This window comes from Microlunatus parietis (genome assembly GCF_013407955.1).
Lineage (GTDB): Bacteria > Actinomycetota > Actinomycetes > Propionibacteriales > Propionibacteriaceae > Microlunatus > Microlunatus parietis.
Window position 1 is genome coordinate 4,595,028 of the sequence record NZ_JACCBU010000001.1, and the last position, 22,280, is coordinate 4,617,307.

At 70.9% G+C, this 22,280-nt stretch carries 24 protein-coding genes; 9 read left to right on the forward strand and 15 right to left on the reverse strand.

What is annotated here, in order from left to right:
* Positions 1 to 157 precede the first annotated feature (157 nt).
* Positions 158 to 1,180, forward strand: coding sequence for a glycoside hydrolase family 43 protein (locus BKA15_RS22070; RefSeq protein WP_179754399.1), 1,023 nt, complete (start codon positions 158 to 160; stop codon positions 1,178 to 1,180).
* Between the two features lie 20 nt (positions 1,181 to 1,200).
* On the opposite strand, the gene BKA15_RS22075 is transcribed toward BKA15_RS22070, so the two are convergent.
* Together BKA15_RS22075 and BKA15_RS22080 are read right to left on the reverse strand one after the other, a co-directional pair.
* Positions 1,201 to 2,070, reverse strand: coding sequence for an iron-sulfur binding domain-containing protein (locus BKA15_RS22075; RefSeq protein ID WP_312879192.1), 870 nt, complete (start codon positions 2,068 to 2,070; stop codon positions 1,201 to 1,203).
* Positions 2,071 to 2,075: 5 nt separating this feature from the next.
* The gene (locus BKA15_RS22080) at positions 2,076 to 3,104 is read right to left on the reverse strand and encodes a Gfo/Idh/MocA family protein (protein ID WP_179754401.1); all 1,029 of its coding nucleotides are present in this window, start codon (positions 3,102 to 3,104) and stop codon (positions 2,076 to 2,078) included.
* Positions 3,105 to 3,200: 96 nt separating this feature from the next.
* On the opposite strand from BKA15_RS22080, the gene BKA15_RS22085 reads away from it, so the two are divergent.
* The gene (locus tag BKA15_RS22085) at positions 3,201 to 3,932 is read left to right on the forward strand and encodes a hypothetical protein (protein ID WP_179754403.1); all 732 of its coding nucleotides are present in this window, start codon (positions 3,201 to 3,203) and stop codon (positions 3,930 to 3,932) included.
* Positions 3,933 to 3,935: 3 nt separating this feature from the next.
* Here BKA15_RS22085 and BKA15_RS22090 read toward each other — a convergent pair whose 3' ends face one another.
* On the reverse strand, positions 3,936 to 4,853 hold the full coding sequence (locus BKA15_RS22090; protein ID WP_179754405.1) for an NmrA family NAD(P)-binding protein: 918 nt from the start codon (positions 4,851 to 4,853) through the stop codon (positions 3,936 to 3,938).
* Between the two features lie 105 nt (positions 4,854 to 4,958).
* On the opposite strand from BKA15_RS22090, the gene BKA15_RS22095 reads away from it, so the two are divergent.
* Positions 4,959 to 5,555 carry a TetR/AcrR family transcriptional regulator gene (locus tag BKA15_RS22095; protein ID WP_179754407.1) on the forward strand — a complete coding sequence of 199 codons (597 nt, stop codon included), beginning with the start codon at positions 4,959 to 4,961 and terminating at the stop codon, positions 5,553 to 5,555.
* Here BKA15_RS22095 and disA read toward each other — a convergent pair.
* The 3 genes from disA to BKA15_RS22110 form a co-directional block, all read right to left on the reverse strand.
* Positions 5,534 to 6,604 (reverse strand): DNA integrity scanning diadenylate cyclase DisA, encoded by a 1,071-nt coding sequence (gene disA / locus BKA15_RS22100; RefSeq protein ID WP_179754409.1) that lies wholly within the window; start codon positions 6,602 to 6,604, stop codon positions 5,534 to 5,536. The two genes, BKA15_RS22095 and disA, sit on opposite strands and share 22 nt — an antisense overlap.
* A gap of 124 nt (positions 6,605 to 6,728) precedes the next feature.
* Complete coding sequence (gene radA, locus BKA15_RS22105) at positions 6,729 to 8,180, reverse strand: DNA repair protein RadA (RefSeq protein ID WP_179754411.1); 1,452 nt, start codon at positions 8,178 to 8,180, stop codon at positions 6,729 to 6,731.
* Between the two features lie 39 nt (positions 8,181 to 8,219).
* Positions 8,220 to 9,146, reverse strand: coding sequence for an NAD-dependent epimerase/dehydratase family protein (locus BKA15_RS22110; RefSeq protein WP_179754413.1), 927 nt, complete (start codon positions 9,144 to 9,146; stop codon positions 8,220 to 8,222).
* A gap of 78 nt (positions 9,147 to 9,224) precedes the next feature.
* On the opposite strand from BKA15_RS22110, the gene sigJ reads away from it, so the two are divergent.
* Complete coding sequence (sigJ, locus tag BKA15_RS22115) at positions 9,225 to 10,106, forward strand: RNA polymerase sigma factor SigJ (RefSeq protein WP_179754414.1); 882 nt, start codon at positions 9,225 to 9,227, stop codon at positions 10,104 to 10,106.
* A gap of 3 nt (positions 10,107 to 10,109) precedes the next feature.
* Here sigJ and BKA15_RS22120 read toward each other — a convergent pair whose 3' ends face one another.
* Genes BKA15_RS22120 through BKA15_RS22130 form a run of 3 tightly spaced genes read right to left on the reverse strand, consistent with a single transcriptional unit; the run spans position 10,110 to position 12,390 of the window.
* The gene (locus tag BKA15_RS22120) at positions 10,110 to 10,634 is read right to left on the reverse strand and encodes a P-loop nucleotide/nucleoside kinase family protein (RefSeq protein ID WP_179758631.1); all 525 of its coding nucleotides are present in this window, start codon (positions 10,632 to 10,634) and stop codon (positions 10,110 to 10,112) included.
* Between the two features lie 2 nt (positions 10,635 to 10,636).
* The gene (locus BKA15_RS22125; RefSeq protein WP_179754415.1) at positions 10,637 to 11,518 is read right to left on the reverse strand and encodes a serine hydrolase; all 882 of its coding nucleotides are present in this window, start codon (positions 11,516 to 11,518) and stop codon (positions 10,637 to 10,639) included.
* Positions 11,515 to 12,390 carry a LysR family transcriptional regulator gene (locus BKA15_RS22130; protein WP_179754416.1) on the reverse strand — a complete coding sequence of 292 codons (876 nt, stop codon included), beginning with the start codon at positions 12,388 to 12,390 and terminating at the stop codon, positions 11,515 to 11,517. Before BKA15_RS22130 ends, BKA15_RS22125 begins: the two co-directional genes overlap by 4 nt.
* An 81-nt stretch (positions 12,391 to 12,471) precedes the next feature.
* Between BKA15_RS22130 and bla (BKA15_RS22135) the strand changes: the two genes are divergently transcribed.
* Together bla (BKA15_RS22135) and bla (BKA15_RS22140) are read left to right on the forward strand one after the other, a co-directional pair.
* A complete protein-coding gene (gene bla / locus BKA15_RS22135; protein ID WP_179754417.1) occupies positions 12,472 to 13,392 on the forward strand; it encodes a class A beta-lactamase in 921 nt (306 codons plus the stop codon).
* Positions 13,393 to 13,401: 9 nt separating this feature from the next.
* Entirely contained in the window at positions 13,402 to 14,289 is an 888-nt protein-coding gene (bla, locus tag BKA15_RS22140; RefSeq protein ID WP_179754418.1) for a class A beta-lactamase, read from the forward strand.
* 90 nt (positions 14,290 to 14,379) lie between these two features.
* On the opposite strand, the gene BKA15_RS22145 is transcribed toward bla (BKA15_RS22140), so the two are convergent.
* The 4 genes from BKA15_RS22145 to BKA15_RS22160 form a co-directional block, all read right to left on the reverse strand.
* Positions 14,380 to 15,258: a DUF559 domain-containing protein gene (locus BKA15_RS22145; RefSeq protein WP_179754419.1), complete on the reverse strand. Its 879-nt coding sequence runs from the start codon at positions 15,256 to 15,258 to the stop codon at positions 14,380 to 14,382.
* Between the two features lie 115 nt (positions 15,259 to 15,373).
* Positions 15,374 to 16,435, reverse strand: a complete 1,062-nt coding sequence (locus BKA15_RS22150; RefSeq protein WP_312879194.1) for a histidinol-phosphate transaminase — start codon at positions 16,433 to 16,435, stop codon at positions 15,374 to 15,376.
* 16 nt (positions 16,436 to 16,451) lie between these two features.
* The gene (locus BKA15_RS22155; RefSeq protein ID WP_179754420.1) at positions 16,452 to 17,087 is read right to left on the reverse strand and encodes a VOC family protein; all 636 of its coding nucleotides are present in this window, start codon (positions 17,085 to 17,087) and stop codon (positions 16,452 to 16,454) included.
* 44 nt (positions 17,088 to 17,131) lie between these two features.
* Positions 17,132 to 17,923 carry a DUF3109 family protein gene (locus BKA15_RS22160; RefSeq protein WP_179754422.1) on the reverse strand — a complete coding sequence of 264 codons (792 nt, stop codon included), beginning with the start codon at positions 17,921 to 17,923 and terminating at the stop codon, positions 17,132 to 17,134.
* A 79-nt stretch (positions 17,924 to 18,002) separates the two neighbouring features.
* On the opposite strand from BKA15_RS22160, the gene BKA15_RS22165 reads away from it, so the two are divergent.
* The 3 genes from BKA15_RS22165 to BKA15_RS22175 all read left to right on the forward strand — a co-directional run bounded on the left by BKA15_RS22165 (position 18,003) and on the right by BKA15_RS22175 (position 20,582).
* Positions 18,003 to 18,869, forward strand: a complete 867-nt coding sequence (locus BKA15_RS22165) for a sugar phosphate isomerase/epimerase family protein (protein WP_312879195.1) — start codon at positions 18,003 to 18,005, stop codon at positions 18,867 to 18,869.
* 166 nt (positions 18,870 to 19,035) lie between these two features.
* Positions 19,036 to 19,962, forward strand: a complete 927-nt coding sequence (locus BKA15_RS22170) for a proline dehydrogenase family protein (protein WP_179754424.1) — start codon at positions 19,036 to 19,038, stop codon at positions 19,960 to 19,962.
* 161 nt (positions 19,963 to 20,123) lie between these two features.
* Positions 20,124 to 20,582, forward strand: coding sequence for an alpha/beta hydrolase (locus BKA15_RS22175; protein WP_179754426.1), 459 nt, complete (start codon positions 20,124 to 20,126; stop codon positions 20,580 to 20,582).
* On the opposite strand, the gene BKA15_RS22180 is transcribed toward BKA15_RS22175, so the two are convergent.
* Both BKA15_RS22180 and BKA15_RS22185 read right to left on the reverse strand, forming a co-directional pair.
* The gene (locus BKA15_RS22180; RefSeq protein WP_179754428.1) at positions 20,564 to 20,953 is read right to left on the reverse strand and encodes a tautomerase family protein; all 390 of its coding nucleotides are present in this window, start codon (positions 20,951 to 20,953) and stop codon (positions 20,564 to 20,566) included. The two genes, BKA15_RS22175 and BKA15_RS22180, sit on opposite strands and share 19 nt — an antisense overlap.
* A gap of 23 nt (positions 20,954 to 20,976) precedes the next feature.
* Positions 20,977 to 22,029 carry a fatty acid desaturase family protein gene (locus BKA15_RS22185; protein WP_179754430.1) on the reverse strand — a complete coding sequence of 351 codons (1,053 nt, stop codon included), beginning with the start codon at positions 22,027 to 22,029 and terminating at the stop codon, positions 20,977 to 20,979.
* Positions 22,030 to 22,280: the final 251 nt, after the last annotated feature.

Sequence of the window (22,280 nt, forward strand, 5' to 3'; positions counted from 1 at the left end):
CGCGCGTGCTCGGGGCCAGACGCGCCTGTCGCGCAGATCGCCGGCCGGGCGCCCGAAGTTCGATCAAGATCTCGGAACCTACGCTCAGAGCTGTAAGGATCAACCGTCTCGCTTCCCCGCCGGATCGCATGACCGCACCGAGGAGTCGTGATCACGCATGTCACCGTCCGCCGAGCCCGGCTATCCGCTGCGGCTGCCCGAGATGCCGCTCCACGATCCGTGCGTCGTGGTCGACCAGAAGACCGAGCATTACCACCTGTACACCGCGAACGTCTCGTCGCTGACCGGCGAGGACGGCACCGGCACGATGGTCTATCGCAGCCGCAACCTGCGGGACTGGACCGAGCCGGCCGTCGTGTTCCGGACCGAACCGGGCATGTGGGCGACCGACGGCGCGTGGGCCCCGGAGGTCCACGAGTACGGCGGCCGCTACTACCTCTTCACCACGCTGCACAACCGGGACAAGCCGCTCCCGGTGCCGCCGCCGGGCCCGTACGGGATGCCGGTCCAACTGGAGAACTACCAACGCGGCACGATCATCGCCGTCTCGGACAGCCTGCTCGGACCGTTCCGGCCGCTCCAGGACCGCCCGGCCGGACCCGAGAACTTCATGCACCTGGACGGGACGCTCTACGTCGATCCGAGCGGCCGGCCCTGGATGGTGTACGCGCACGAATGGCTGCAGAAGATCGACGGCACGATCGAGGCGGTACCGCTCGAGGCAGACCTCAGCCGGGCCGCCGGCGACCCGATCCACCTCTTCAAGGGATCCGACGCGACCTGGATCGGCGAGGAGCTGCCGGCGCCGTCGACGGGCCAGCTCGCTCCGTACGTCACCGACGGGCCGCAGCTCTACCGGGCGCCGAGCGGAGCCTTGATCATGCTCTGGTCCACCTACGAGAAGAACACGAACGGTGAGCAGGTCGGCGGCCGTTATGTGCAGACCTATGCCGTGGCGAACTCGGGCGAACTGGCCGGACCCTGGTTCCAACACCGGCCCTTGGTGCGCCAGGACAGCGGGCACGGAATGATCTTCACGACCCTCGGCCCGGACAGCCGCCCGCTGTTGATCTTGCACCGGCCGTTCACCAATGCGCGCGGGAAGATCTACGAGATCGACTTCGTCGGCTCCGAGCTGCGGCTCGGCAGGCAGCGGACCGACCTCGACAGCGGCCGATGATCATGGCCTGAGTCCGCCCGCTAGATCGGCAGCGCGTAGCCGGCCGGGCCCTCGCTGATCAGGCCGTCGGCGAGCAGCCCGGCCAGGGCCCGCTCGAATTGATCATGGTCGGGCCAGGCCGTCGCGAGCTCTTCGGAGGGTACGGGCTCGTCGCGCTCCCGGAGTACGGCGAGGACGGCGCCGCGGCACTGCCGGTCGGTGCCGGTGTAGGTCTGGCCGAGGCGCGGCGGACCGGCCCAGGCCGGATAGCCGGCGGCCCGCCAGGCGCAGCGGGACCGGACCGGGCAGTCGTCGCAGCGGGGCGAGCGGGCCGTGCAGACGACGGCGCCGAGTTCCATCGAGGCGGCGGCCCAGCGGGCGGCGCGCGGTGCCTGCCGAGGCAGGAACGTCTCGGCCAGCGCCCGTTCGGCGGCGCTCAGCGAGGTGGCCGGATACTGCACACCGGCGCCGATCCGGGTGATCACCCGGCGCACGTTGGTGTCCAGCACCAGGTGCCGCTGCCCGAACCCGAAGCCGGCCACGGCCGCTGCGGTGTAGTCGCCGACGCCGGGTAGCGCGCGCAGCGCGGCCAGGTCGGCCGGCACCTCCCCGTCGTGATCTTGGTCGATCGCGACGGCGGCCCGGTGCAGCCGCAGCGCCCGGCGCGGGTAGCCCAGCCGGCCCCAGGCCCGGACCGCCTCGCCGGACGGTTCGGCGGCCAGCGCGGCCGGCACCGGCCACCGGTCGACCCAGCGCTGCCACGGCTCCAGCACCCGGGCCACCGGGGTCTGCTGCAGCATGAACTCGCTGATCATGATCTGCCACGGGGTGGTGCCGGGCCGGCGCCAGGGCAGGTCGCGGGCCTCGGACCCGTACCAGCGCAGCACCGCCGACACCACCGCCGAGTTCACAGCGGTCAGACCTGTTCGACCTGGCCCGACACGGCCGACCGGGCCGCGGCCTCCATCAGGGCGAGGGTGCCGAGGTTGCGCCGGCCCGAGGTCTCCGGCTCCTCGCCGGTCTCGATCGCCTCGACCAGCGCGGTCAGCGAACCGGCCCGGCCCAGCCGGTCCAGCTTGATCAACTCGACGTCGTCGGTGCCCCGCTCGGCGCGGTGGCGAAGCCGTACCACTTCGTGCGGGGCGTCGTCGTCGCCCGACCGGCCGGTCCAGAAGATCTCGCCCTGCTCGCACTCCAGGTGCCAGTCGCCGCTCCAGGTGGTCGGCTCGCCCGGGCTGACCCAGCTGCCCCGGTAGCTGACCACGAGGTCGTCCTCGAACGTCACGGTGACGGTCGCGGACGCCTCCTCGACGAACCGGCTCCACGGCGGGTCGGTGACCTGGGTGAACACCGACTTCGCCTCGCGGCCGAGGATGAACCGCATCAGGTCGAAGTGGTGGATCGCCATGTCGAACAGCAGCGGATGGTGCAGCCGGTAGTGCTTGTTGGTGCCCGGCTCCTTGTCGTTGGCCCACTTCCGGAAGTCGACCCGGACGCCGCCGAGCGGGCCGAGCGCCTCCTCGGCGATCAGCTTGGCGGCGGTCCGCGCGGCCGGCTGGTAGCGGTAGTTCTGGCTGACCAGCAGGATCCGCCCGGTCTCGTCGGCGACCTTGATCGCCTCCCGGGCGTCGTCCAGGCTGGCCGCGAACGGCTTCTCGGTGATCACGTGCTTGCCGGCCCGCATCGCCTCGATGGCCAGCGGCGCGTGCCCGTCGACCGGCGTCGTGATCAACACCGCGTCCGCCTCCCGGGCCTCGAGCGCCTCGGCCAGCGAGCCGAAGCAGTCCTCGGCCGGCACCCCGAGCCGTTGCTGGGCCCGGGCCAGCATGGCCGGTTCGGGGTCGACGCAGGCGACCCGCTCCACCTCGGGCACCTGGGGCAACCGGCGCCGTTCCCAGTCCTGGCCGAAGCCGCCGAGGCCAACATGGATCAGTCGAATAGTCACCGGACCAGTCTTTCCTGTGCCCAGCGGAGGCAGACTCGGACCCCCGTCCGGCGTGCCTCGCCCCAGCCGGGGACGGTGATCCCTACGCTCGATGACATGAGCGGCGTGCTGCGGCCGGTAGGGCCCGAGCCGGCGCGTACGTACTGGATACGGCGGGCACTGGTGATCGGGACCGTGGTCGCGCTCGCCCTGATCGTCATCCTGGCCGTCCAGACGCTGACCCGGCCGGAGCCGACGAGCGCCGTACCGCCGGCGGACAGTCCGACCCCCTCGACAGGTCCGGAACCGAGTTCGACCCCCGAACCGAAGCCGAGCGCGACACCCAGCTCCACCCCGTCCGGATCAGCCACGCCGAAGCCGCCGACGAGCCCCGCGCCGTCACCCAGCAGCAGCGCCGACCCGAGCGCCCCGTCCCCGACGCCGACCAAGCCGGCCGAGGTAGCGGCCTGCGAGCCGGACGATCTCCGGGTGACCTTGATCGGGAAGCGCACGGTGCGGGCCCGGCAGGATTCGACGTACGACCTGTCGGTGATCAACGGCGGAGCCGCGCCGTGCAAGATCACCATCGATCTGGACTCGTTCCAGTTCAAGATCACGTCGGGTACGGATCCGATCTGGTCGAGTGATCATTGCGAGCGTTCGCTGAAGCCGGTCAGCAAGACCCTGGACAGCCAGGAATCCCTGCCCTGGAAGATGACCTGGGACGGCGAGCGCTCCCGCGAGGACTGCAAGATCAGTTCCGAGACGCCGCGGCCGGGCATCTACTGGGCCACCGCGACGGTCGAGGGCGTCGAGCCCGTGCGCTGGCGGATGACCGTCACCGGCTGACCGTCAGCGGTCGGCGCCGAACTCCGTGCCGGCCCAGGTCTCGAAGGACGTGACCGGAATGCCGAGATCGCGAGCGAACTCGGGCCGGGCCGGCTGACCGGCCACGTTCATCCACTCCAGCGACGCGCCCATCGGCGGCATGCCGGCGGCGACGGCCTCGGCCTCGGTCAGGTCCGGCGCGGTGAGCGGGCGGCCGAGCACGCCGGACAGGATCTCGGCGATCCGGGACATCGGCTGGTAGTCGCTCGCCAACTCGAGTTCGACCCGATCGAAACGTCCCGGGTTCAAGATCGCGGCGGCCGCGGCGGCGCCGATGTCGGCGGTCGCGACCAGGGACAGCCGAGTGTCAGGTTTGATCACGCTGACCAAGCCACCCTCGACCCCGAGCGGGAACAGGTACCGCATCGAGGGCAGGAAGTTGTCCATGAAGAAGCCCGGCTTCAGCAGCGTCCACTGCTCGAAGTCGGCCGAGCGCAGCCTGGTCTGGATCGCGGCCTTCGCGTTCAGGCTCGGGCCCAGCATTCCCCAGCGGTCCTCGGCCCAGCCCGGGGTCGTTCTGTGTTGCCCGGCGCCGCTCACTGAGGTGTGGACGAACTGCGGCACCTCCGCGGCCCGCGCGGCCTCGATCAGGTTGACGCCCTGGGTCACCTCGCCCGCGAAGTCGACGCCCTGCTCGTTCATGGCCGGCATCTGGACCGAGAACACGGCCCGGACCCCCTGCACGGCCCGGTCCAGGGAAGCGCGGTCGTGCAGGTCGCCTGTGATCAGCTCGGCGCCCTGCGACTCGATGGCCCCGGCGCGGGCGGGATCGCGGACCAGGGCCCGGACCGGGACCCCGGCGGCGAGGAGGGCGCGGGCGGTGGCGCCGCCCTGGCGACCGGTCGCGCCGGTGACCAGGACGGGTGCGGAAGGTGTGGACACGGGTTTCCTCCGAGAGCTTCGACTTAAAACGGCGGGGCCCGCCGTTTCCTGTCTCGCTACAATATGGCGGGGTCCGCCATTTAGCAAAGTTCGGAGGTGATCGCGGTGCCCGACCATCGGCGTGCCGATGCCCGGCGCAACTACGCCCTGATCCTGGCGGTCGCGGAGGAGGAGGTCTCGGCGCGCGGCGCCGACGCGTCACTGGAGCAGATCGCCCGTACGGCGGGGGTCGGCTCGGCCACCGTGCGGCGCCACTTCCCGACCCGGCAGGCGTTGCTCGAGGCCGTGTCCCGGCAACGGATCGACGATCTCGCCGACCGCGCCCGTGACCTGACCGGCACCGCGGACAGCCGGTCCGTGCTGCTGACCTGGCTCCGGGAGGTCGTGGCCTACTGCGTGACCGCGCGCGGCTTGGCCGCGGCGCTGTCGTACGGCGGGCTCGACCACGATCCCGTGTACGAGAACTCCTGCACCGGTGTCCTGCTCGAGGCGGGCGCGCCGTTGCTCGAGTCGGCCCGAGCGGACGGCTTCGTGGCGCCCGGCGTCACCCTGGCAGACCTGATCACGCTGATCGTCGGCATCGCGCTGGCCACCGCGCACCATCCGGATCCCGCGGGCGAGGCTGACCGGTTGTTCGACCTGGTCGTCGCCGGTGCGAGCCCGACCGGACCGGACGAAGGTCAGTCCATCCGTTCCGTGTAAGCGGATTCGGCGAGCCGGACCAGGCCGTCCCGGATCACCCGGGCCCGGCTTTCGCCGACGCCGTCGATCTCCTGCAGGTCGGCCGTGCTCGCGGCGAACAGGGCCTGCAGGCTGCCGAAGTGTTCGATCAGCCGGTGCCCGAAGGCGGTCGGCAGCCGGTGGATCTGGGCGACCTGACGGTAGCCGCGCGGGCTGATCTTGGTGTCCAGGTGCTCATGCGCCGTGAACCCGACGGCGCGGGCGACGGCCAGCGGCTCCAGCAGTTCGGCGGTGCCGAGCGCGGTCAGCCCGTCCAGGCCGGCCCAGTCGTCGCTGCCGGCCGGGCGGTAGTCCTGCTCCAGCAGTAGCCGCAGGTCCTCGACCCCGCCGCCGAGTTCGTGCAGCTGCAGGGTCAGCATGCGGCCGTCGGTGCCGAGCTCGATTGCGTACCGGTCCAGTTCCAGTCTGAGCCGGCGGATCATCTCCAGCCGCTGCGCGACCAGGGCGAAGTCGCGCACGGTGACCTGGTCCTGCACCTCGAGCGCGGACAGCCTGCTGGTCACCTCCCAGAGCCGAGCCTTGTACCGCTCCAGGGTCTGCAGCGCCTGGTTGGCCCGGGACAGGATCTGCTCGGACCGCTCGACCAGATGCCGGTGCGAGTCGAGATACAGCGTGATCGTCGCCATCGATGCCGACACCGAGAGCACAGCGCAGCCGGTCTGCCGGGCCACCCGCTCGGCGGTCCGGTGCCGGGTGCCGGTCTCGACCGTCTCGATGGCCGGATCGGGCATCAGGTGGACGCCGGCCCGGACGATCCGCTTGCTGTCCGGGTCGTAGATGATCGCGCCGTCCATCTTGGCCAGTTCACGCAGCGCCGTCGGCGTGAAGGCGACATCGAGGTCGAATCCGCCGGTGGAGATCCTGTCGACATCCCGGCCGACGCCGAGCACGACCAGCGCACCGGTCCGCCCGCGCAGGATGCGCTCCAGCCCTTCCCGCAACGGCGTCCCCGGCGCCAACTCCGCCTGGTATGCCGACAGGCGGCATTGCGGGTCGTGCGAATCCGACACTTTTCGATCCCCGTCCGTCTGCTTTGTCTTCCGTTACCCGCATCCCGGCAGGCCAAGGCTGGCGCCCATAGTAATGGCGGGCTTGCCCCGATGATCGAACCCGTACGGCCTCGGGCCCGGACACTCATCTGAGCAGCACGGGACCCGGACGATCCGGTACGGGCTCGACGGACCGGGGCCGCCGGACCAGGTCGAGGGCCTGCAACGCCTGGCCGATCGTCGACGCGGTGTGCACCCGCAGCCCCGAGACGAGCTTCGGCATCCGGTCCGCCGCGCGCCGGCTCTGCGCCGGGACGATGGCGTCGGAGAACCCGAGCCGGGCCGCTTCGGCCAGCCGGCGATCCGTACCCGGCACCCGGCGCAGCTCGCCGGCCAGCCCGAGCTCGCCGATCGCGACGTAGCGCGGGGCGGTGTCGGTGCCGACGGCCGCCTGGGTGTTGATCGCCGCCGACGCGACCGCGATGGCCGCGGCCAGATCGGCCGACGGATCGGTCACCCGGGCGCCGCCGACGGTGGACACGTAGACGTCCCGCTGGGCCAGGCTGAGCCCGGCCCGCCGCTCCAGCACGGCCAGCACCATCGCCAGCCGACCGGAGTCGACACCGTGCATGGTGCGCCTGGGCACCTGCAGCGAGGACGGGGCGACCAGGGCCTGCAACTCGGCGAGCAGCGGCCGGCGGCCCTCCATCGTGACGGTGATGCAGGTGCCGGGCACCGGCTCGTCGTGCCGGGACGTGAACAGCCCGGACGGGTCCGACACCTCGACGATCCCGCTCTCGCTCATCTCGAAGCAGCCGACCTCGTCGGCCGGGCCGAACCGGTTCTTGGTGGCCCGGACCATCCGGAAGCCGGAGTGCCGGTCGCCGTCGAACGCCAGCACGACGTCGACCAGGTGCTCCAGCAGCCGCGGCCCGGCGATGGCGCCGTCCTTGGTCACGTGCCCGACGATGATCACCGCCATGTCGCGCCGCTTCGCGACCCGGACCAGGGCGCCGGTCACCTCGCGCACCTGGCTGACGCCGCCGGGGGAGCCGTCGGCCTCGGCCATGCCGATGGTCTGCACCGAGTCCAGCACCAGCAGCGACGGCCCGACCTCCTCGATGTGGCCGAGCACGGTGCCGAGGTCGTTCTCCGCGGCCAGGAATAGTTCGTCGGCGAGCGCGTCGGTCCGGCCGGCCCGCAGCCGGACCTGGGCGGCCGACTCCTCGCCGGTGACGTACAAGGTGCGCCGCCCGGCCTTCGCCCAGCGGGCGGCGACCTCGAGCAGCAGCGTCGACTTGCCGACGCCGGGCTCGCCGGCCAGCAGCACCACGGCGCCGGGCACCAGCCCGTCGCCGAGCACCCGGTCCAGTTCGCCGACGCCGGTCAGCATCCGGGTCGCCGCGTCGGCGTTGACCTCCGAGATCGGGATCGCCTTCGCGGTCGGCCGCGAGGTGGCGACCTTGGTCACCTTCGGCGCACCGTCCTCGACGACACTGCCCCAGACCTGGCACTCGCCGCAGCGGCCGACCCAACGCACCGTGGTCCAGCCGCACTCGGTGCAGCGGTACGCCGGACGGGAGGTTGACTTCGCCATGACCGACAACCTAGATCCCCGCACTGACAAGAAGCCGGATCAGCCGCGGCCGTGCCGGAACCCGTCCCGCCAGCTGGCGTACCGCGGCGTCCAGCCCAGCTCGGCCTTCGCCTTCGCGTTCGACGATCCGCGGACCCGCGTCGACAGATGCGCCACGGCCGGCCCGGCCAGCAGCCGGCCCAGCCAGGTCGGCACCCGGCGCGGCGGCTTCGCGCCGAGCTCGCGGGCCAGCTCGGGCAGCCACTCGGCGACCGGTGCGGGCTCGTCGTCGACGACGTTGTAGATCCCGGGCGCCCGGTGGTCGAGCGCGGCGATCGCAGCAGTGGCGGCGTCGTCGACGTGGATGAAGGACCAGATACCGGTGCCGCCGCCGATAATCGGGAACCCGCCGGAGCGGATCAGCTTCTCGTACTCGGCCCCGGGGCTGAAATGCGTGCCCGGCCCGTAGAAGTTGCCGTACCGCAGCACCACCCCGCCGGCCTCGGGGACCACCCGTTCCAGGTACGCGATCCCGGCCAGCGTCTGCCGCTGGGTCGGGATCGGGTTCGGGTCGAGCCCGGCCGTCTCGTCCTGCACCGCCGGCCCGTTCGGGTCGTTGGTCCAGTTGGTGTACGACTGCGCGACGAACCGGCCGACGCCGACCGCCTTCGCCGCGGCGAGCAGGTTGTCGGTGCCCGTGGTCCGGAGTTCGTTGGTCCGGGCGAACCCGCGGTCGAAGTTGCGCATCGAGGCCCCGCTGAGCGCGGTCAACTGATGGACGATCGCCTCCGGCTCGGCCTTGCGTACGGCCTCCAGCACGGCCGAGGCGTCCAACGCGTCGACGCTGACGATCTCGGCACCGAGGGCGGCAAGATCGTCGGCCCTGCTGCTCCGGATCATGCCCACCACCTGATGTCCCTGCTCGAGCAGCATCGGCACCAACCGCCGCCCGACCACACCCGTCGCCCCTGCCACGAGAACCTTCATGTTCGTTCCTCCCTAGACTCTGGATCGCCCTCTGAGACGAGGGACCAGGTTTGGCTGTGACAGGTCAGGAGAAGAAACATGGATCAGGATCTCTACTCCGAGTACCGGCCCTTGGTCTTCTCGATCGCCTACCACATGCTCGGCAGCGCCGCGGATGCCGAGGACGTGGTCCAGGAGACGTTCCTGCGCGCACTGCAGGCCGAGGACGTACGGCATCCGAAGGCGTTCCTGACCACGGTCGCCACCCGGATCGCGATCGACCAGCTGAAGTCGGCCCGGGTGCGGCGGGAACGGTACTTCGGCGAGTGGATCCCCGAGCCGTTGCTGACCGAGGACGGCGCCTGGCACGCCGAGACCAAGGACGCGCTGTCGCTGGCCGTACTGACCCTGCTGGAGCAGCTGTCCGAGGCCGAACGCGCGGTCTTCGTGCTGCGCGAGGTGCTGGACTTCCCGTACCCGGAGATTTCCAAGATCATCGACAAGTCCGAGGCGACCTGCCGGCAGCTGCTGTCCCGTGCGCGCAAGCACGTCCAGGCCAACCGACCGCGGTTCGAGGTTTCGCCGCAGCGCCGGGCCGAGGTCGCCGCGGAGTTCTTCCGGGTCTTCGAGAGCGGCGAGACCGCGGGGCTGGTCCAGCTGCTCGCCGACGACGTGGTGTTCCACGGCGACGGCGGCGGCAACGGCTGGGGCATCAAGCACCCGGTGGTCGGCAGGCTGCAGGTGACCCGGTTCCTCGGCGGGCTGCTGCGCCAGCTGGTCCGGCTGCAGGGCCACCTCGAGCCGGCGGAGATCAACGGCTCGCCGGGCGTCCTGGTCCGGACCGAGGACGGCGCCCTGGTGAACGTGATCGCGCTGGACATCGCCGACGACGGCCGGATCGTCGCGTTCCGTTCGGTGATCAACCACGACAAGCTGCGCCACTTCGGCCGGCTGGCCGATCTCGACGTCCTGGTGCCCTGACCGTCAGCGAGGCGCCGTCAGGACCTTCCGTACGGCGGCGACCACCTTGGCGGCGGGCGTCGCCCCGTCGACGACCAGGGCTGCCTCCGCCTCGGTCGGCGGCTCGAAGGACGCCAGATGCTCGGCCAGCACGGCGTCGGTCACGTCGCCGCGGCGTCGGTCGGCCCGGTTTCGCTGTACGCGCTCGCGCAGGGTCGCCTCGTCGACCTCGACGTACACCAGCACCAGCGGTACGGCGAGCGCCGCGGCCCGCTCCCGCCAGCGGTCCCGCAGGAAGGCCGGGGAACTGGTGTCGTCGATGATCACCGTCGTCCCGTCGCCGACGGCCTCGGTCACCCGGTCGTGCGCGAGATCCAGCGTGCGGGCCCACTCCGCGATCGGGATGCCGTCGCCGCCCCACAGCCCGCGCTCGGCATTGATCGCGTCCAGGCTGATGATCATGCCCGGCAACCCATTGGCGAGCTGCCCGGCGACAGTGCTCTTGCCGGAGAACGCACGGCCGCAGAGCAGGACGATGCCCCGACTCATGATCAACTCCGGACCGCGTCGACGGCCAGCCGGGCCGCGTGGCCGATCGCGAAATCCGCTTCCAGCTGGACGAACGCGGCGACGTCGGACCGGGTCAGGGCGGCGACGGCGATCCGGTCGTCGCCGAGCTGCACCACGCCGACCTCGTGCCGCAGGTCGAGGAAGGTGCCGGTCTTGGTGAAGATCCCCACGTCGTCGGCGGCCAGCTCGACGGCCAGCCGGTGCAGCACCAGCTGCCGGCCGAGGGCGCCGCGCAGCCGGGCACAGGCGGCCGGGCTCGCGATCCGGTCCGTCCAGACCCGGTCCAGCAGATCGACCAGGGCGCGGGCGGTGCCGGCATTGGCCCGGTTCGGGTCGAGTTCCTCGATCAGATGGCCGTCCCGGGTCTGGCCGGCCCGCGCCAGGCCGGCGCCGATCTTGGTGACGGCGGCTGCCGTACCGTAGATCGCCGCCATCGAGTGCCGGATGATCAACTCCGGACAACCCAGCTCGGTCAGCCGCGCGTTCGCCTGCTCGAGGCCGAACCGGTCCAGCAGCAGGTCGGTCGCGGCGTTGTCGCTGACCGCCAGGCTGAGCTGGAGCAGGTCCTCGGCGGCGACCCGGCTCGGGTGCCGGAACAGCGACACCCCGGTCGGCCCGCTGGTGGCGTGCTGCGGCGCGATTTCGAACGGTTCCGCAGCGTCGAGTTCGCCGCGCTCGAAGGCGTCGAAGATCACCAGCGCGATCGGCAGCTTGATCACCGAGGCCAGCGGCCAGACCAGCCCGGTGTCGAACCCGAATTCGGCGCCGGTGATCAGATTGCGGGCCAACAGGGAACCCTGCAGGCCGGCGGCCCGCCAGTCCCGTTGCACGTCGTCGATCAAGGCGGTCCGGTTCGTGATCATGGAGTACGTCCTCGGCCGCCGCCCAGTCCCGTCGCCAGTCGGGTGATCAGATCCACCTGGTCATGATCATCGAGGTCGGCCGAACCGGCAAGTCGATAACTCCGGCGGACCACCGGACGGGCCAAGGGGGACCAGGCCAGGTCCTCGCGGCGGGCCTGCTCCGCCGAGGCGAGCAGCACATCGCCGCGTTCGTGCACCCGGGTCCAGGCCTCGGTCTCCGGGGTGCCGACGACCAGCTGATCGGCCCGCAGCCCGAATCCGTAGCAGGCTTCGGTGACCGGGTCCCGGACGGTCGGCACGTCGTCCTCGGCCAGCAGGTGGACCGCGCGCGGCGGCAGGTCCCGCTCCCGGACCGGGCGCCGGAGTTGATCAAGGTGGAACCGCGCCGCCGGGGCGTGATCATGGTGCGCGATGCCGAGCGGGACGGTGAACTCGGCCTGCTGCGGCGAGGTCGGCAGGACGGCCAGCTGCGCCAGCCCGGCCCGCAGCAACTCCTCCCGGTCCGGCGGTTCCTCGTCGACGAACCCGACGGTCCGGTCCGGCAGCCCGCGCCGGATCGCGGCCCGCGCCGCCGCGGTCAGGCCGGTCGGGACCGCGATCAGCAGGCTCCGCTCCGGCGCGGTGAACAGGCTGTCGATCCGGTCGGCCCGGGCCAGCAGTTCGCCGGCCAGCGGCAGCAGCCGCTCGCCCTCCGGGCTCAGCTCGACCCGGCGCGAGGTGCGCAGCAGCAGCGTCGCGCCCAGCCGCTGCTCGAGCGCGGAGATCCGCCGGCTCGCCACCGGCTGCGGCTGGCCGCAGCGCGCCGCGCCGCGGGTAAAGCTGCGTTCGGCGGCGACGGCCGCGAAGCAGCGCAGCCCCTCCAGCAGATCCATGCGGGCAACCATACGCATTCCGTATCGATCGGCCTCGTGGTGTCTTGGTGTCCCGGCCGGCTCGCGGGAACCCTGGCCGCCATGGACCTGAACGCATCAGCACCCAGCAAGCCGATCGCCCGCCGGACCGTCCTGGCCGGTGCCGCCGCTCTCGCCGCCACCGTCGCGCTGCCCCGGACCGCTCGCGCGGACCAGCCCGGCGAGGCAGCCGGGGCGATCGAGGCGCTCGAGGCCAAGCACGACCGGCGGATCGGCCTCTACGCCAAGAACCTGCGCACCGGCCAGGAACTTACCCACCGGCCGGACGAACGGTTCGCGCTCTGCTCGACGTTCAAGACCCTCGCGGTCGCGGCCGCGCTGGACGGCCGGCTGGTCACCCCGGACCGGCAGGCGCAGCAGCGCCCGGTGCACTATCCGCCGTCGCTGGTCGCGGGCGACGTCTGGGCTCCGTACACCCGGAAGTGGTTCGCCGAGGGCTACGTACCGACGTTCGCCGAGGTCTGCGAAGTGGCCGTCCGGGACAGCGACAACGGCGCCGCCAACCTCGTCGTCCAGGCGATCGGCGGCCCGGCGGCGGTGACCGACTTCGTTCGTGATCTTGGTGACCGAGTGACCTGGCTGAACCGCTGGGAGCCGGACCTGAGCGAATACGTGCCGGGACAGGTCGTGGACACCTCCACCCCGCGAGCGCTCGGCACCAGCTACACCAAGATCATTCTCGGTCGTGCGCTGCAGCACCGGGAGCGCGAGACGATCACCGGCTGGCTGCTCGGCAACCGTGCGAATCCGCCGTTCCGCAAGGGCTTGCCGGCCGGTTGGACGCTCGCCGACAAGACCGGGTCGGGCAGCTACGCGACCCGCAACGACGTCGGGATCGCCTGGAACGAACGCCAGGACCCGATCCTGGTCAGCTGCCTGACCCGGGCCGACGACCCGGAAGCGACCCGGAAGGACGAGCCGCTGACCGAGGCCTTCGTCCACTGCATCGAGCGACTCGGCTGAGGAGTGATCATGGAGAACACCCGACTGACCCGACGCGTCGCGCTGGCCGGCGGAGCGGCGCTGGCGTTCGGCGCGGTCGCCGGCACCGCCCACGCCGACTCCGGTCCGCTGGCCCGGATCGAAGCCGCCCATGACCGCCGGATCGGCTTGTATGCAACGAATCTGCGCACCGGGCGCCGGCTGGCCCATCGAGCGGGGGAGCGGTTCGTGATGTGCTCGACGTTCAAGACCCTTGCGGTCGCCGCCGTACTCCGCGGCGATCTGGTCACTCCGGACCGGAAGGTGCTGGATCGGCGGGCCCACTATCCGCCGTCGCTGGTCGCCGGAGCCGGGTACGCGCCCCGGCTGCAGGAGTGGCAGGACCAGGGCTACGCGCCGACCCAGGCCGAGATCTGCGAGGTGACCCTCCGTGACAGCGACAACGCGGGCGCCAACTGGCTGCTCCAGCTGATCGGCGGCCCCACCGCGATCACGCGGCTGGCCCGTTGCCTCGGCGACGAGACGAGCAACCTGACCCGGTGGGAGCCGGACCTGAACGCCTGGCAGCCCGGCCAGCTGATCGACACCACGACCCCGTGGTCGATCGGCCGAACCTACGCGAAGCTGCTGGTCGGCGACGGACTCCGTACCACCGAGCGGCGTCGGCTGGTCGACTGGATGCTGGGCAACCGGACCGGCGACAACACGCTCCGCAAGGGCCTGCCGCCCGGCTGGCGCCTCGCCTCCAAGACCGGCACCGGCGACCACGGCACCCGCAACGACGTCGGCGTCGCCTGGACCCCCTCCGGCGACCCGGTCCTGATCAGCTGCCTGACCAGCGCCGCCGAGCCCGACGCCGACCCGCTGGACCCCCCGCTCGCCGAGGTCGCCGACCACTGCGCCCGCGTTCTCGGGTAGGAAGTGTCACAAATCTGCAATGCAACGGTCTGGATTTTGCCGAGATCGGCGTTGGCGAGGCGTTGCATTGCAGATTTGTGACAGGTGTGGTCAAGCACTGCGGCGGTGTCTGGTGAGAATGCGGCGGATCGATCGGAGGACCCAGTCGGGGTCCTCGGTGAGCTGCGGCCAGGTGAAGTGCAGCACGGTCCAGCCGGCGGCCGCGAGATCGGTCCACTTGCGCCGGTCGCGATGGAACTGTTCCTCGGACCGATGGAACTCATACCCGTCGACCTCGATCACGACCCGCGCCTCACGGAACACAAGGTCGACCACGTAGCGCACCTCGCCGGCCCGGATCGTGGCGTTCCCAACCCAGCCATCGATCCGAGCACCCCGCAACAACTCGTGCAGGGTGCGTTCCGCTGTCGACCAAGGCCGACGGCGGGACCTGTCGAGCCAGCGGCGGCGTAGCTCGTTGTTGCGGCGGCGCGCTGTCTGGGCGAGCGCGTCGTCAAGGCTGTCGACGGTGAGGAGGCGGGTACGCAGGACCCGTTCGATCGCCGCGCCGTGGTCGGTGAGGGCAAGGTCGAGGGCGGTCAGTTCCGGTGCGGTGACCCGGATCCCGTCGACCGAGCGGATCAGCGGGCGCGGGATCGTCTCCTGCACGAGCTCGAAGCCTGGCGGTGCGGTGCGTTTCCGCGGGAGGGCGGCCGTGATCATCGGGACGGGGAGGTCGGGCCAGAACGTCAGTCGGGCGGCGGCCCAGCGGGTCAGGACGAGGTCGTCGTCCCAACAGGCCAGGGCGCGGAGCCGGACGTCGAGCCGGTCGACCGCTTCGGGTGGGGCGAACACGCCGGGCAGCACAGTGGCCAGCTGGCCGCGTTCGACGAGTCGGTGCAGGGCGCGCCGGTGGTCGGGATATCGGCGCAGAGCGATGACGCCGCCATCCTGGCTGAGCAGGGCATCGAATGGATTCCGTACCGGCATCCGCTGATCATGCTGGCCCTGTCACAAATCTGCAACGCAACGCCTCCGCCAAGCCAATACCGGCGAAATCCGGGCCGTTGCATTGCAGATTTGTGACACGCGGCGGGCCGCCTGGTCAGAGCAGGGTGGCGGCGACCTCGACGGCCAGCTCGCAGGCCTCTGGTTCGCCGACGGTGATCCGCAGGCCGTCGTCGCCGTAGCCTCGGACCATCAGGCCCGCGGCGCTGAAGGTCTCGACGGCAGTTCCGGTGCGGGCGCCGAGGGGGAGCCAGGCGAAGTTGGCCTGGCTGTCCGGGACCTGGTGGCCGACCTCGCGGAGGCGGGCCAGCAGGACGTCGCGACGTTCGACGATCAGGCGGACCCGGTCCAGCAGTTCCTTCTCCGCCTCCAGCGAGGCGATCACGGCGGCCTGGGCGGGTAGCGAGACGCCGAACGGGATCGCGGTCTTGCGGACGGCGACGGCGATCTCGGGGTCGGCGATGCCGTAGCCGACTCGGAACCCGGCCAGGCCGTACGCCTTGGAGAAGGTGCGCAGTGAGACGACCGGCGTCCCGTTCTTGATCAACTCGATCGTGCGGGGCGGAGCGTCGGCGAACTCGACGTACGCCTCGTCCACCACCACGAGGGCTCGCCCGTCGACCGTCTCGACGAAGGCGACCAGGTCGTCGTGGGAGATCGCCGGACCGGTCGGGTTGTTCGGCGTACAGAGGATGATCATCTTCGTCCGCGGCGTGATCGCGGCGAGCATCGCGTCAAGATCATGAACCGCACCCGGGCCGAGCGGGACCATGATCGGAACGGCGCCGGCCAGCTTGATCGCGATCGGGTACGCCTCGAAGCTGCGCCAGGCGATGATCACCTCGTCGCCGGCCGTACAGGTCGCCTGCAGCAGGTGGTACAGCACGCCGGACGAGCCGGTCCCGAACGCGAGTTGATCATGGTCGACGCCGAGCCGGGCCGCGGTCGCCGCGATCACCGCGGTGTTGCCCATGTCCGGATACCGGTTCATCCCGGCACACGCGTGCTCGACCGCGGCCAGCACGCCCGGCAGCGGCGGATAGGGATTCTCGTTGCTGGACAGCTTGTACGAGACGCCGCCGGGCCCGACCGGCGCCGGCCGGCCGGGCACGTACGCCGGCAGCGCCGCCAGCTCCGGCCGGAGGAACCGGCTCAGCACCGGGAACCGACCATGATCAGATCCGGACCGGTCCGGCCGGGGTGTGGAACGTGACCGCGTCGATCCCCGGCTGCCCGTTGGGCGCGTTCCAGGCGATCTCCAGTCCGTCGACGACGTGGTCGGCCTTGCCGCCGAGCCACTCGTCCACCCGGTGCGGGTCGCCGGCGATCTCCAGCTTGGCCAACCGGATGTCGCCGCCGCCGACCGACGGGTGCGACTCGGCGTCGCTCAGCCACTTGATGAAGAACGGCAGCTGCGGGTCGGCCTGCAGGCCCTTGATCCCGATCTGCTGCCACTGCAGTTCCTCGCCCTCGGGCAGGCGCCGGTTGCCGGGCACCGCCTTCCGTCCGAGGCGGGCCTCGATCGGCGCCAGGTCCTCGACCGCGACCACCCAGCCGAGCCAGCCGCCGCCCATCTCGGACCGGGCCCGGACGGCCTGGCCGAACGGCGCCTTCTCGGCCGCCGGGTGCTCCAGGGCCTCGACCACCTCGAGGTAGAGCCCGCCGGCCAGCGGCAGGATCTGGTTGCGGGTGCCGAACCGGGGGTGGAAACCACCGTCGTGGAAGTCGGCACCGAGTTGCCGGCTCAACTGCTCCGTCGTTCCCATGAGTCCGTCGGGCCCGGCGGCGAACGAGAGATGATCCAGACGCATAGGGGCCATTCTGGCCATGCCGTCCGGCCGGCCGGGGACCGGGGTCAGGACCGGGAGCGCGGAGCCTTCGCGGCAGGGTCCGCAGCGTGCCGCAGCGCCCGCCCCGGCCGGTCCTCGAAGTCCGCACACAGCTCGACCAGCACGTCGTAGGCGGCCTGGCCCATCAGCGCGACCAGTTCCGGCCGGTTGGACCGGTAGACCGGCTCCTTGCCGACGTGCGCCTCGGTGTTGGCGGTGCAGTACCAGTCCAGGTCATGCCCGCCCGGCCCCCAGCCGTCGCGGCTGTATTCGCCGATCGAGATCTCGGTATAGCTGGTGTCGTCGGCCCGCTGCACGGTACGGAACTGGCGCCGGATCGGCAGCTGCCAGCAGACGTCGGGCTTGGTCTCCAGGAAGTCCCGGCCCTGGCCGACCGCGAGGTGGTGCAGCGCGCAGCCCTCGCCGCCCGGGAAGCCGGGCTCGTTGAGGAAGATGCAGCCGCCGTTGAAGACGCGGGTCTTGCGTCCCGGCTTCTCGCCCGGGGCGACCGTGTCCTCGTCCTCCAGTTCGACCCAGCCGCGTTTGCGGCCCTCCTTGTGGTTCTGCCAGAGCTCCGGAGTCAGTTGCTTGACCGCTTTCCGTACCCGCTTCTCGTCGTCGGCATCGGCGAAATGAGCGCCCAGCGTGCAGCAGCCGTCGTTCGGCCGGTCGGCGTAGATCCCCTTGCAGCCGCGCCCGAAGATGCAGGTGTAGCGCGACGTCAACCAGGTCAGGTCGCAGCGGAACACCTCGTCGGCGTCGTCGGGGTTGGTGAACTCGGCGAATGCACGAGGAAAGGGGAGCAGAACTTCCGGCACGGCGGCAGCCTACGCCCGGCTGACCAGGGCTCGAACGAGCAGGCGCGCAGTGAGGTCAAGATCGCGTACGCTGAGAGTCGTGCCGGATATCGAGAGCGCCCCGGGGACTGCGGCCCGGGCCACGACCGCGAAGGTCGCCTTGTCGACCGCTTCGGTCTATCCCGAGACCACCTCGAGCGCCTTCGAACTGGCCCACCGGCTGGGGTACGACGGCGTCGAGGTGATGGTCGGCATCGACCCGGTCGCCGCCGACATCGACGCCGTGGAGAAGCTGCGCGACTACCACGGGGTGCCGGTGCTGGCGATCCACGCACCGTGCCTGTTGATCACCCAACGGGTCTGGGGCACCGATCCCTGGGCCAAGCTGGAGCGGTCCGCCGAGGCCGCGCACCGGCTGGACGCCGACGTGGTCGTGGTGCATCCGCCGTTTCGCTGGCAGCGGGAGTACGGGCGGAACTTCGCCGAGGGCATCCAGCGGCTGAACGACGCGACCGGGATCAAGTTCTGCGTCGAGAACATGTATCCCTGGCGGACGCCTGGCGGTGAACTGAAGGCGTACCTGCCGGGCTGGGACCCGACGAACTTCGACTACGAGCACCTCACCCTCGACCTGTCCCACGCGTCGACCGCGGGCCAGCAGTCGGTGGACCTGGTCGAGGCCTGGGGCGACCGGCTCCGGCACGTCCACCTGACCGACGGCAACGGGTCGATGAAGGACGAGCACCTGGTCCCGGGCCGCGGCGACCAGCGCGCCGCCGAGGTGCTGAACCACCTGGCCCGCCGGGGCTTCGACGGCCACGTCGTGCTGGAGATCAACTCCCGGAAGAGCGAGACCCGGGCCAAGCGGGAGATCGACCTGGCCGAGTCCCTGGCGTTCGCCCGCAGTCACCTGACCCGTCCGGCCGACTTCGTGGTCAACAGCGGCGGCATCGCGAACGTCGGCTGAGCGCGCCTCCGCATCGACCGGTCACTTCTGCAGCGACACGCCGCAAAAACGGCTGCGTTTGTGACTGGTCGGCGGAATTTTCACGGGCGCGGGGCTGCGGCATTAGGCTGCCGAGCGCGCCGGTTCGTCAGTCCGGCGGGGTACGTGATCATGGATGGAGGTCGGGATGCTGCGTCGCGCCCTGCTCGGAATGTCTCGCAGCCAGGGGATCAAGAATCTCCTCACCCGGCTTCCGGTGACCTCCGACGTGGTGGCCAGGTTCGTGGCCGGGGAGACGGTCGACCAGGCCGTCGCCGCGACCCGTCAACTGGCCGGCGCGGGGCTCAAGATCACGATCGACCATCTCGGTGAGGACACCACCTCGCGGGCCCAGGCCGATGCCGTCGCGCTGGCGTACGTCGACCTGCTGGGCCGGCTCCGCGAGGCCGAGCTGACCGGCGCCGCCGAGGTGTCGGTGAAACTGTCCGCCCTCGGGCAGCAGCTGCCGGACGGGGAGAAGATCGCGCTCGAGCACGCGCACACCATCTGCGCCGCGGCCGAGACGGCGGGCACGACCGTCACGCTGGACGCCGAGGACCACACGACCACCGACTCCACGTTGTCGGTGCTGCGCGAACTGCGCCGGGACTTTCCGCGTACGGGGGCGGTGCTGCAGGCGTATCTGTACCGGACCGAGGGCGACTGTCGCGACCTCGCCGTCGAGGGTTCCCGGGTCCGGCTCTGCAAGGGCGCCTATAACGAGCCGGAGAGCGTCGCGTTCACCGATCAGCATGAGGTGGACCGGGCCTACGTCCGGTGCCTGAAGATCCTGCTCGCCGGGCCCGGCTACCCGATGCTCGCGACGCACGACCCGCGGCTGATCGAGATCGCGCTGAAGCTGGCCCGGGACAACGTACGGCCGGTGGACAGCTACGAGTTGCAGATGCTGTACGGGATCCGGCCGACCGAGCAGCAGCGGCTGGTCAATCTGGGCCACCAGGTCCGGGTCTACCTCCCGTACGGCAACGACTGGTACGGCTACCTGGTCCGCCGCCTCGCCGAACGCCCGGCCAACGTGAGCTTCTTCGCCCGGAGTCTGGTCAGCAAGAACTGAGGAGGTCGCCGTGGACCCGTACCAGGTCACCGTCTGGGACACCGAGACCGAGCCGATCGGCCGCGCCCTGGTGCTGCCCGGCGGCAACTACACCGCGGACGCGCCGATCCTGTACTGGGGCCTGCCAGGTCGCGGCCTCCGCCGGCTGGCAGGTGACCACGATGCGCTGGCAGACCGAGGGCGTGACCGCGGCGGAGCGGGTCGGCTTCGTCGAGCAGGGCGCGGACCTGCTCGACGCGACCGCACCGCTGGCACCGCGGACCATGGTGATCGCCAAGTCGCTGGGCACTCTCGCCGCGCCCTGGGCGACGCGGAAGGGTTATGCCGGCGTCTGGCTGACCCCGCTGCTCACCGATCCGGCGGTACGCCGAAGCCTGACGATCCCCGGCCCGCCCTCGCTCGCGGTCGGCGGGACGGCCGACAAGCTCTGGGACGCGGCCGCCGTCCGCGACCTGCGCGGCACCGTGCTGGAACTCGAGGGCGCCGACCACGCCCTGCACCATGGCACCGACTGGCGCGCCTCGCTCGGCGTCCTGGAGCGCACTCTGGAGGCGGTCGCGGCCCACCTTTCGCTCCAGCTCCAGTCCTCGGGCGACCCGGCTCAGACCTCGACCCGGTAGCCGAGGTCGAGGTCGGCGGCGTTCCGGCCGCGGATGCCCCAGTTGACCTTCGGCGTCTCGGTCAGTGTGATCTCGACACTGTGCGGGGCGATGCCGGCGTCGCGCTCGATCCGCGCGAACAACTCGGCGATCAGCCGCCGCTTGGCGTCGTCGGAGCGGCCGGAGAACAGGGAGATCTCGATGATCGTGTAGTCCTCGCCGCGATCGGCGGGATGGACGAAGTCCTCGGCGGCCAATCCGACGAAGCGGTGGAACCGTTTCTCGGCCGGATAGTCCAGCGCCACCATGACGGCACCGTGGATCGCGTCCGACAGCGCGGCACGGCGCCGGGTGAGTGGCTCCCGATGTCCGTACACGACGACTTGGGCCATGGCCCGGATTCTAGGCCCCGCGGTCAGGCGAGGTTGCGGGCGGCCGGGCAGTCGAACGGATCGCGGGCGTGCAGGCCGACCCGGTTGAGATAGCTCACGATCCGCGCGTACGACGCGGGCAGGCTCGTCTCGATGTAGGGGATCTTGACCCGCTGGCAGTGTTCCCGGACGATGGCCGCCGCGCGACGCAGGTGCGGCCGCGGCATGCTCGGGAAGAGGTGGTGCTCGATCTGGTAGTTGAGCCCGCCCATCAGCGTCGTGGTCCCGAAGCCGCGGATGTTGCGCGAGGTGAGCACCTGCTTGCGGACGAAGTCCAGCTTGCTCTTGGCCGAGATGATCGGCATCCCCTTGTGGTTCGGGGCGAACGACATGCCCATGTAGAACCCGAACACCGCCACCTGGACGCCCAGGAACGCGGCACCCATGCCGGGCCCGAGCAACAGGATCACGACGGTCGGGAAGAGTGTCAGCCGAAGGACGAGCAGGACCCGCTCGAGTGTCGTCGCGCGTCCGGAGCGGCTGAACACGCTCTTCACGGAGTCGACATGCAGGCCGAGGCCGGTGAGCAGCAGCAGCGGGAAGAACAGGTAGCCCTGCTTGCGGGTGATCGCGGCCCAGATGCCGCGCTTGGCCCGGGCGTGCTCCTCGTCGAAGGAGAGGATGTCGATGTCGATGTCGGGGTCGCGACCGATCTTGTTCGGATTGGCATGGTGCCGGCTGTGCTTCGACTGCCACCAGGAATAGCTGAGGCCGACCACGCCGGAGCCGATCAACAGACCCGCAAGATCATTCTTACGGGCGGAGGCGAACACCTGCTTGTGAGCGGCCTCGTGGGCGAAGAACGCGAACTGGGTGAAGATCACGCCGAGCCCGGCCGCGATCAGCAGCTGGAACCAGGACGAACCGAGCAGTGCGCCACCCGTCACGGCGACCGCGGTGCAGCCGACCAGGACAGCGAGCAGCGTGATGTAGAAACCTGGGGTCCGTTTCAGCAGACCCGCCTCCTGGACCGCCTGAATCAGCGAGTGATGGGAGCTCTCCGGGCGATCGGTGACGGTGTGTGTGGTTGTGGTCATCGGTCCTTGCTCGAGGTCGGAAACTGCACCCGCGTGATCAAGGCGAGACCAGGCGTCCCGGGATGCCCTTCAACGGCTACGTTCGGCGGTGGCGCCGAACCGGTGTTGCCCCCAGCCTAGGCGCCGAGCCCCAAAATTCCCGACTCCGCCTCGAGAAGCCGGAACCCCTGGCCGGCGGACGGGTAGCTCGGCCGCTGTTTCCCCGGAGGGGGTCGGAGGGCCTTACGAGCTTCGCCGCGTCTCGCCAGAGG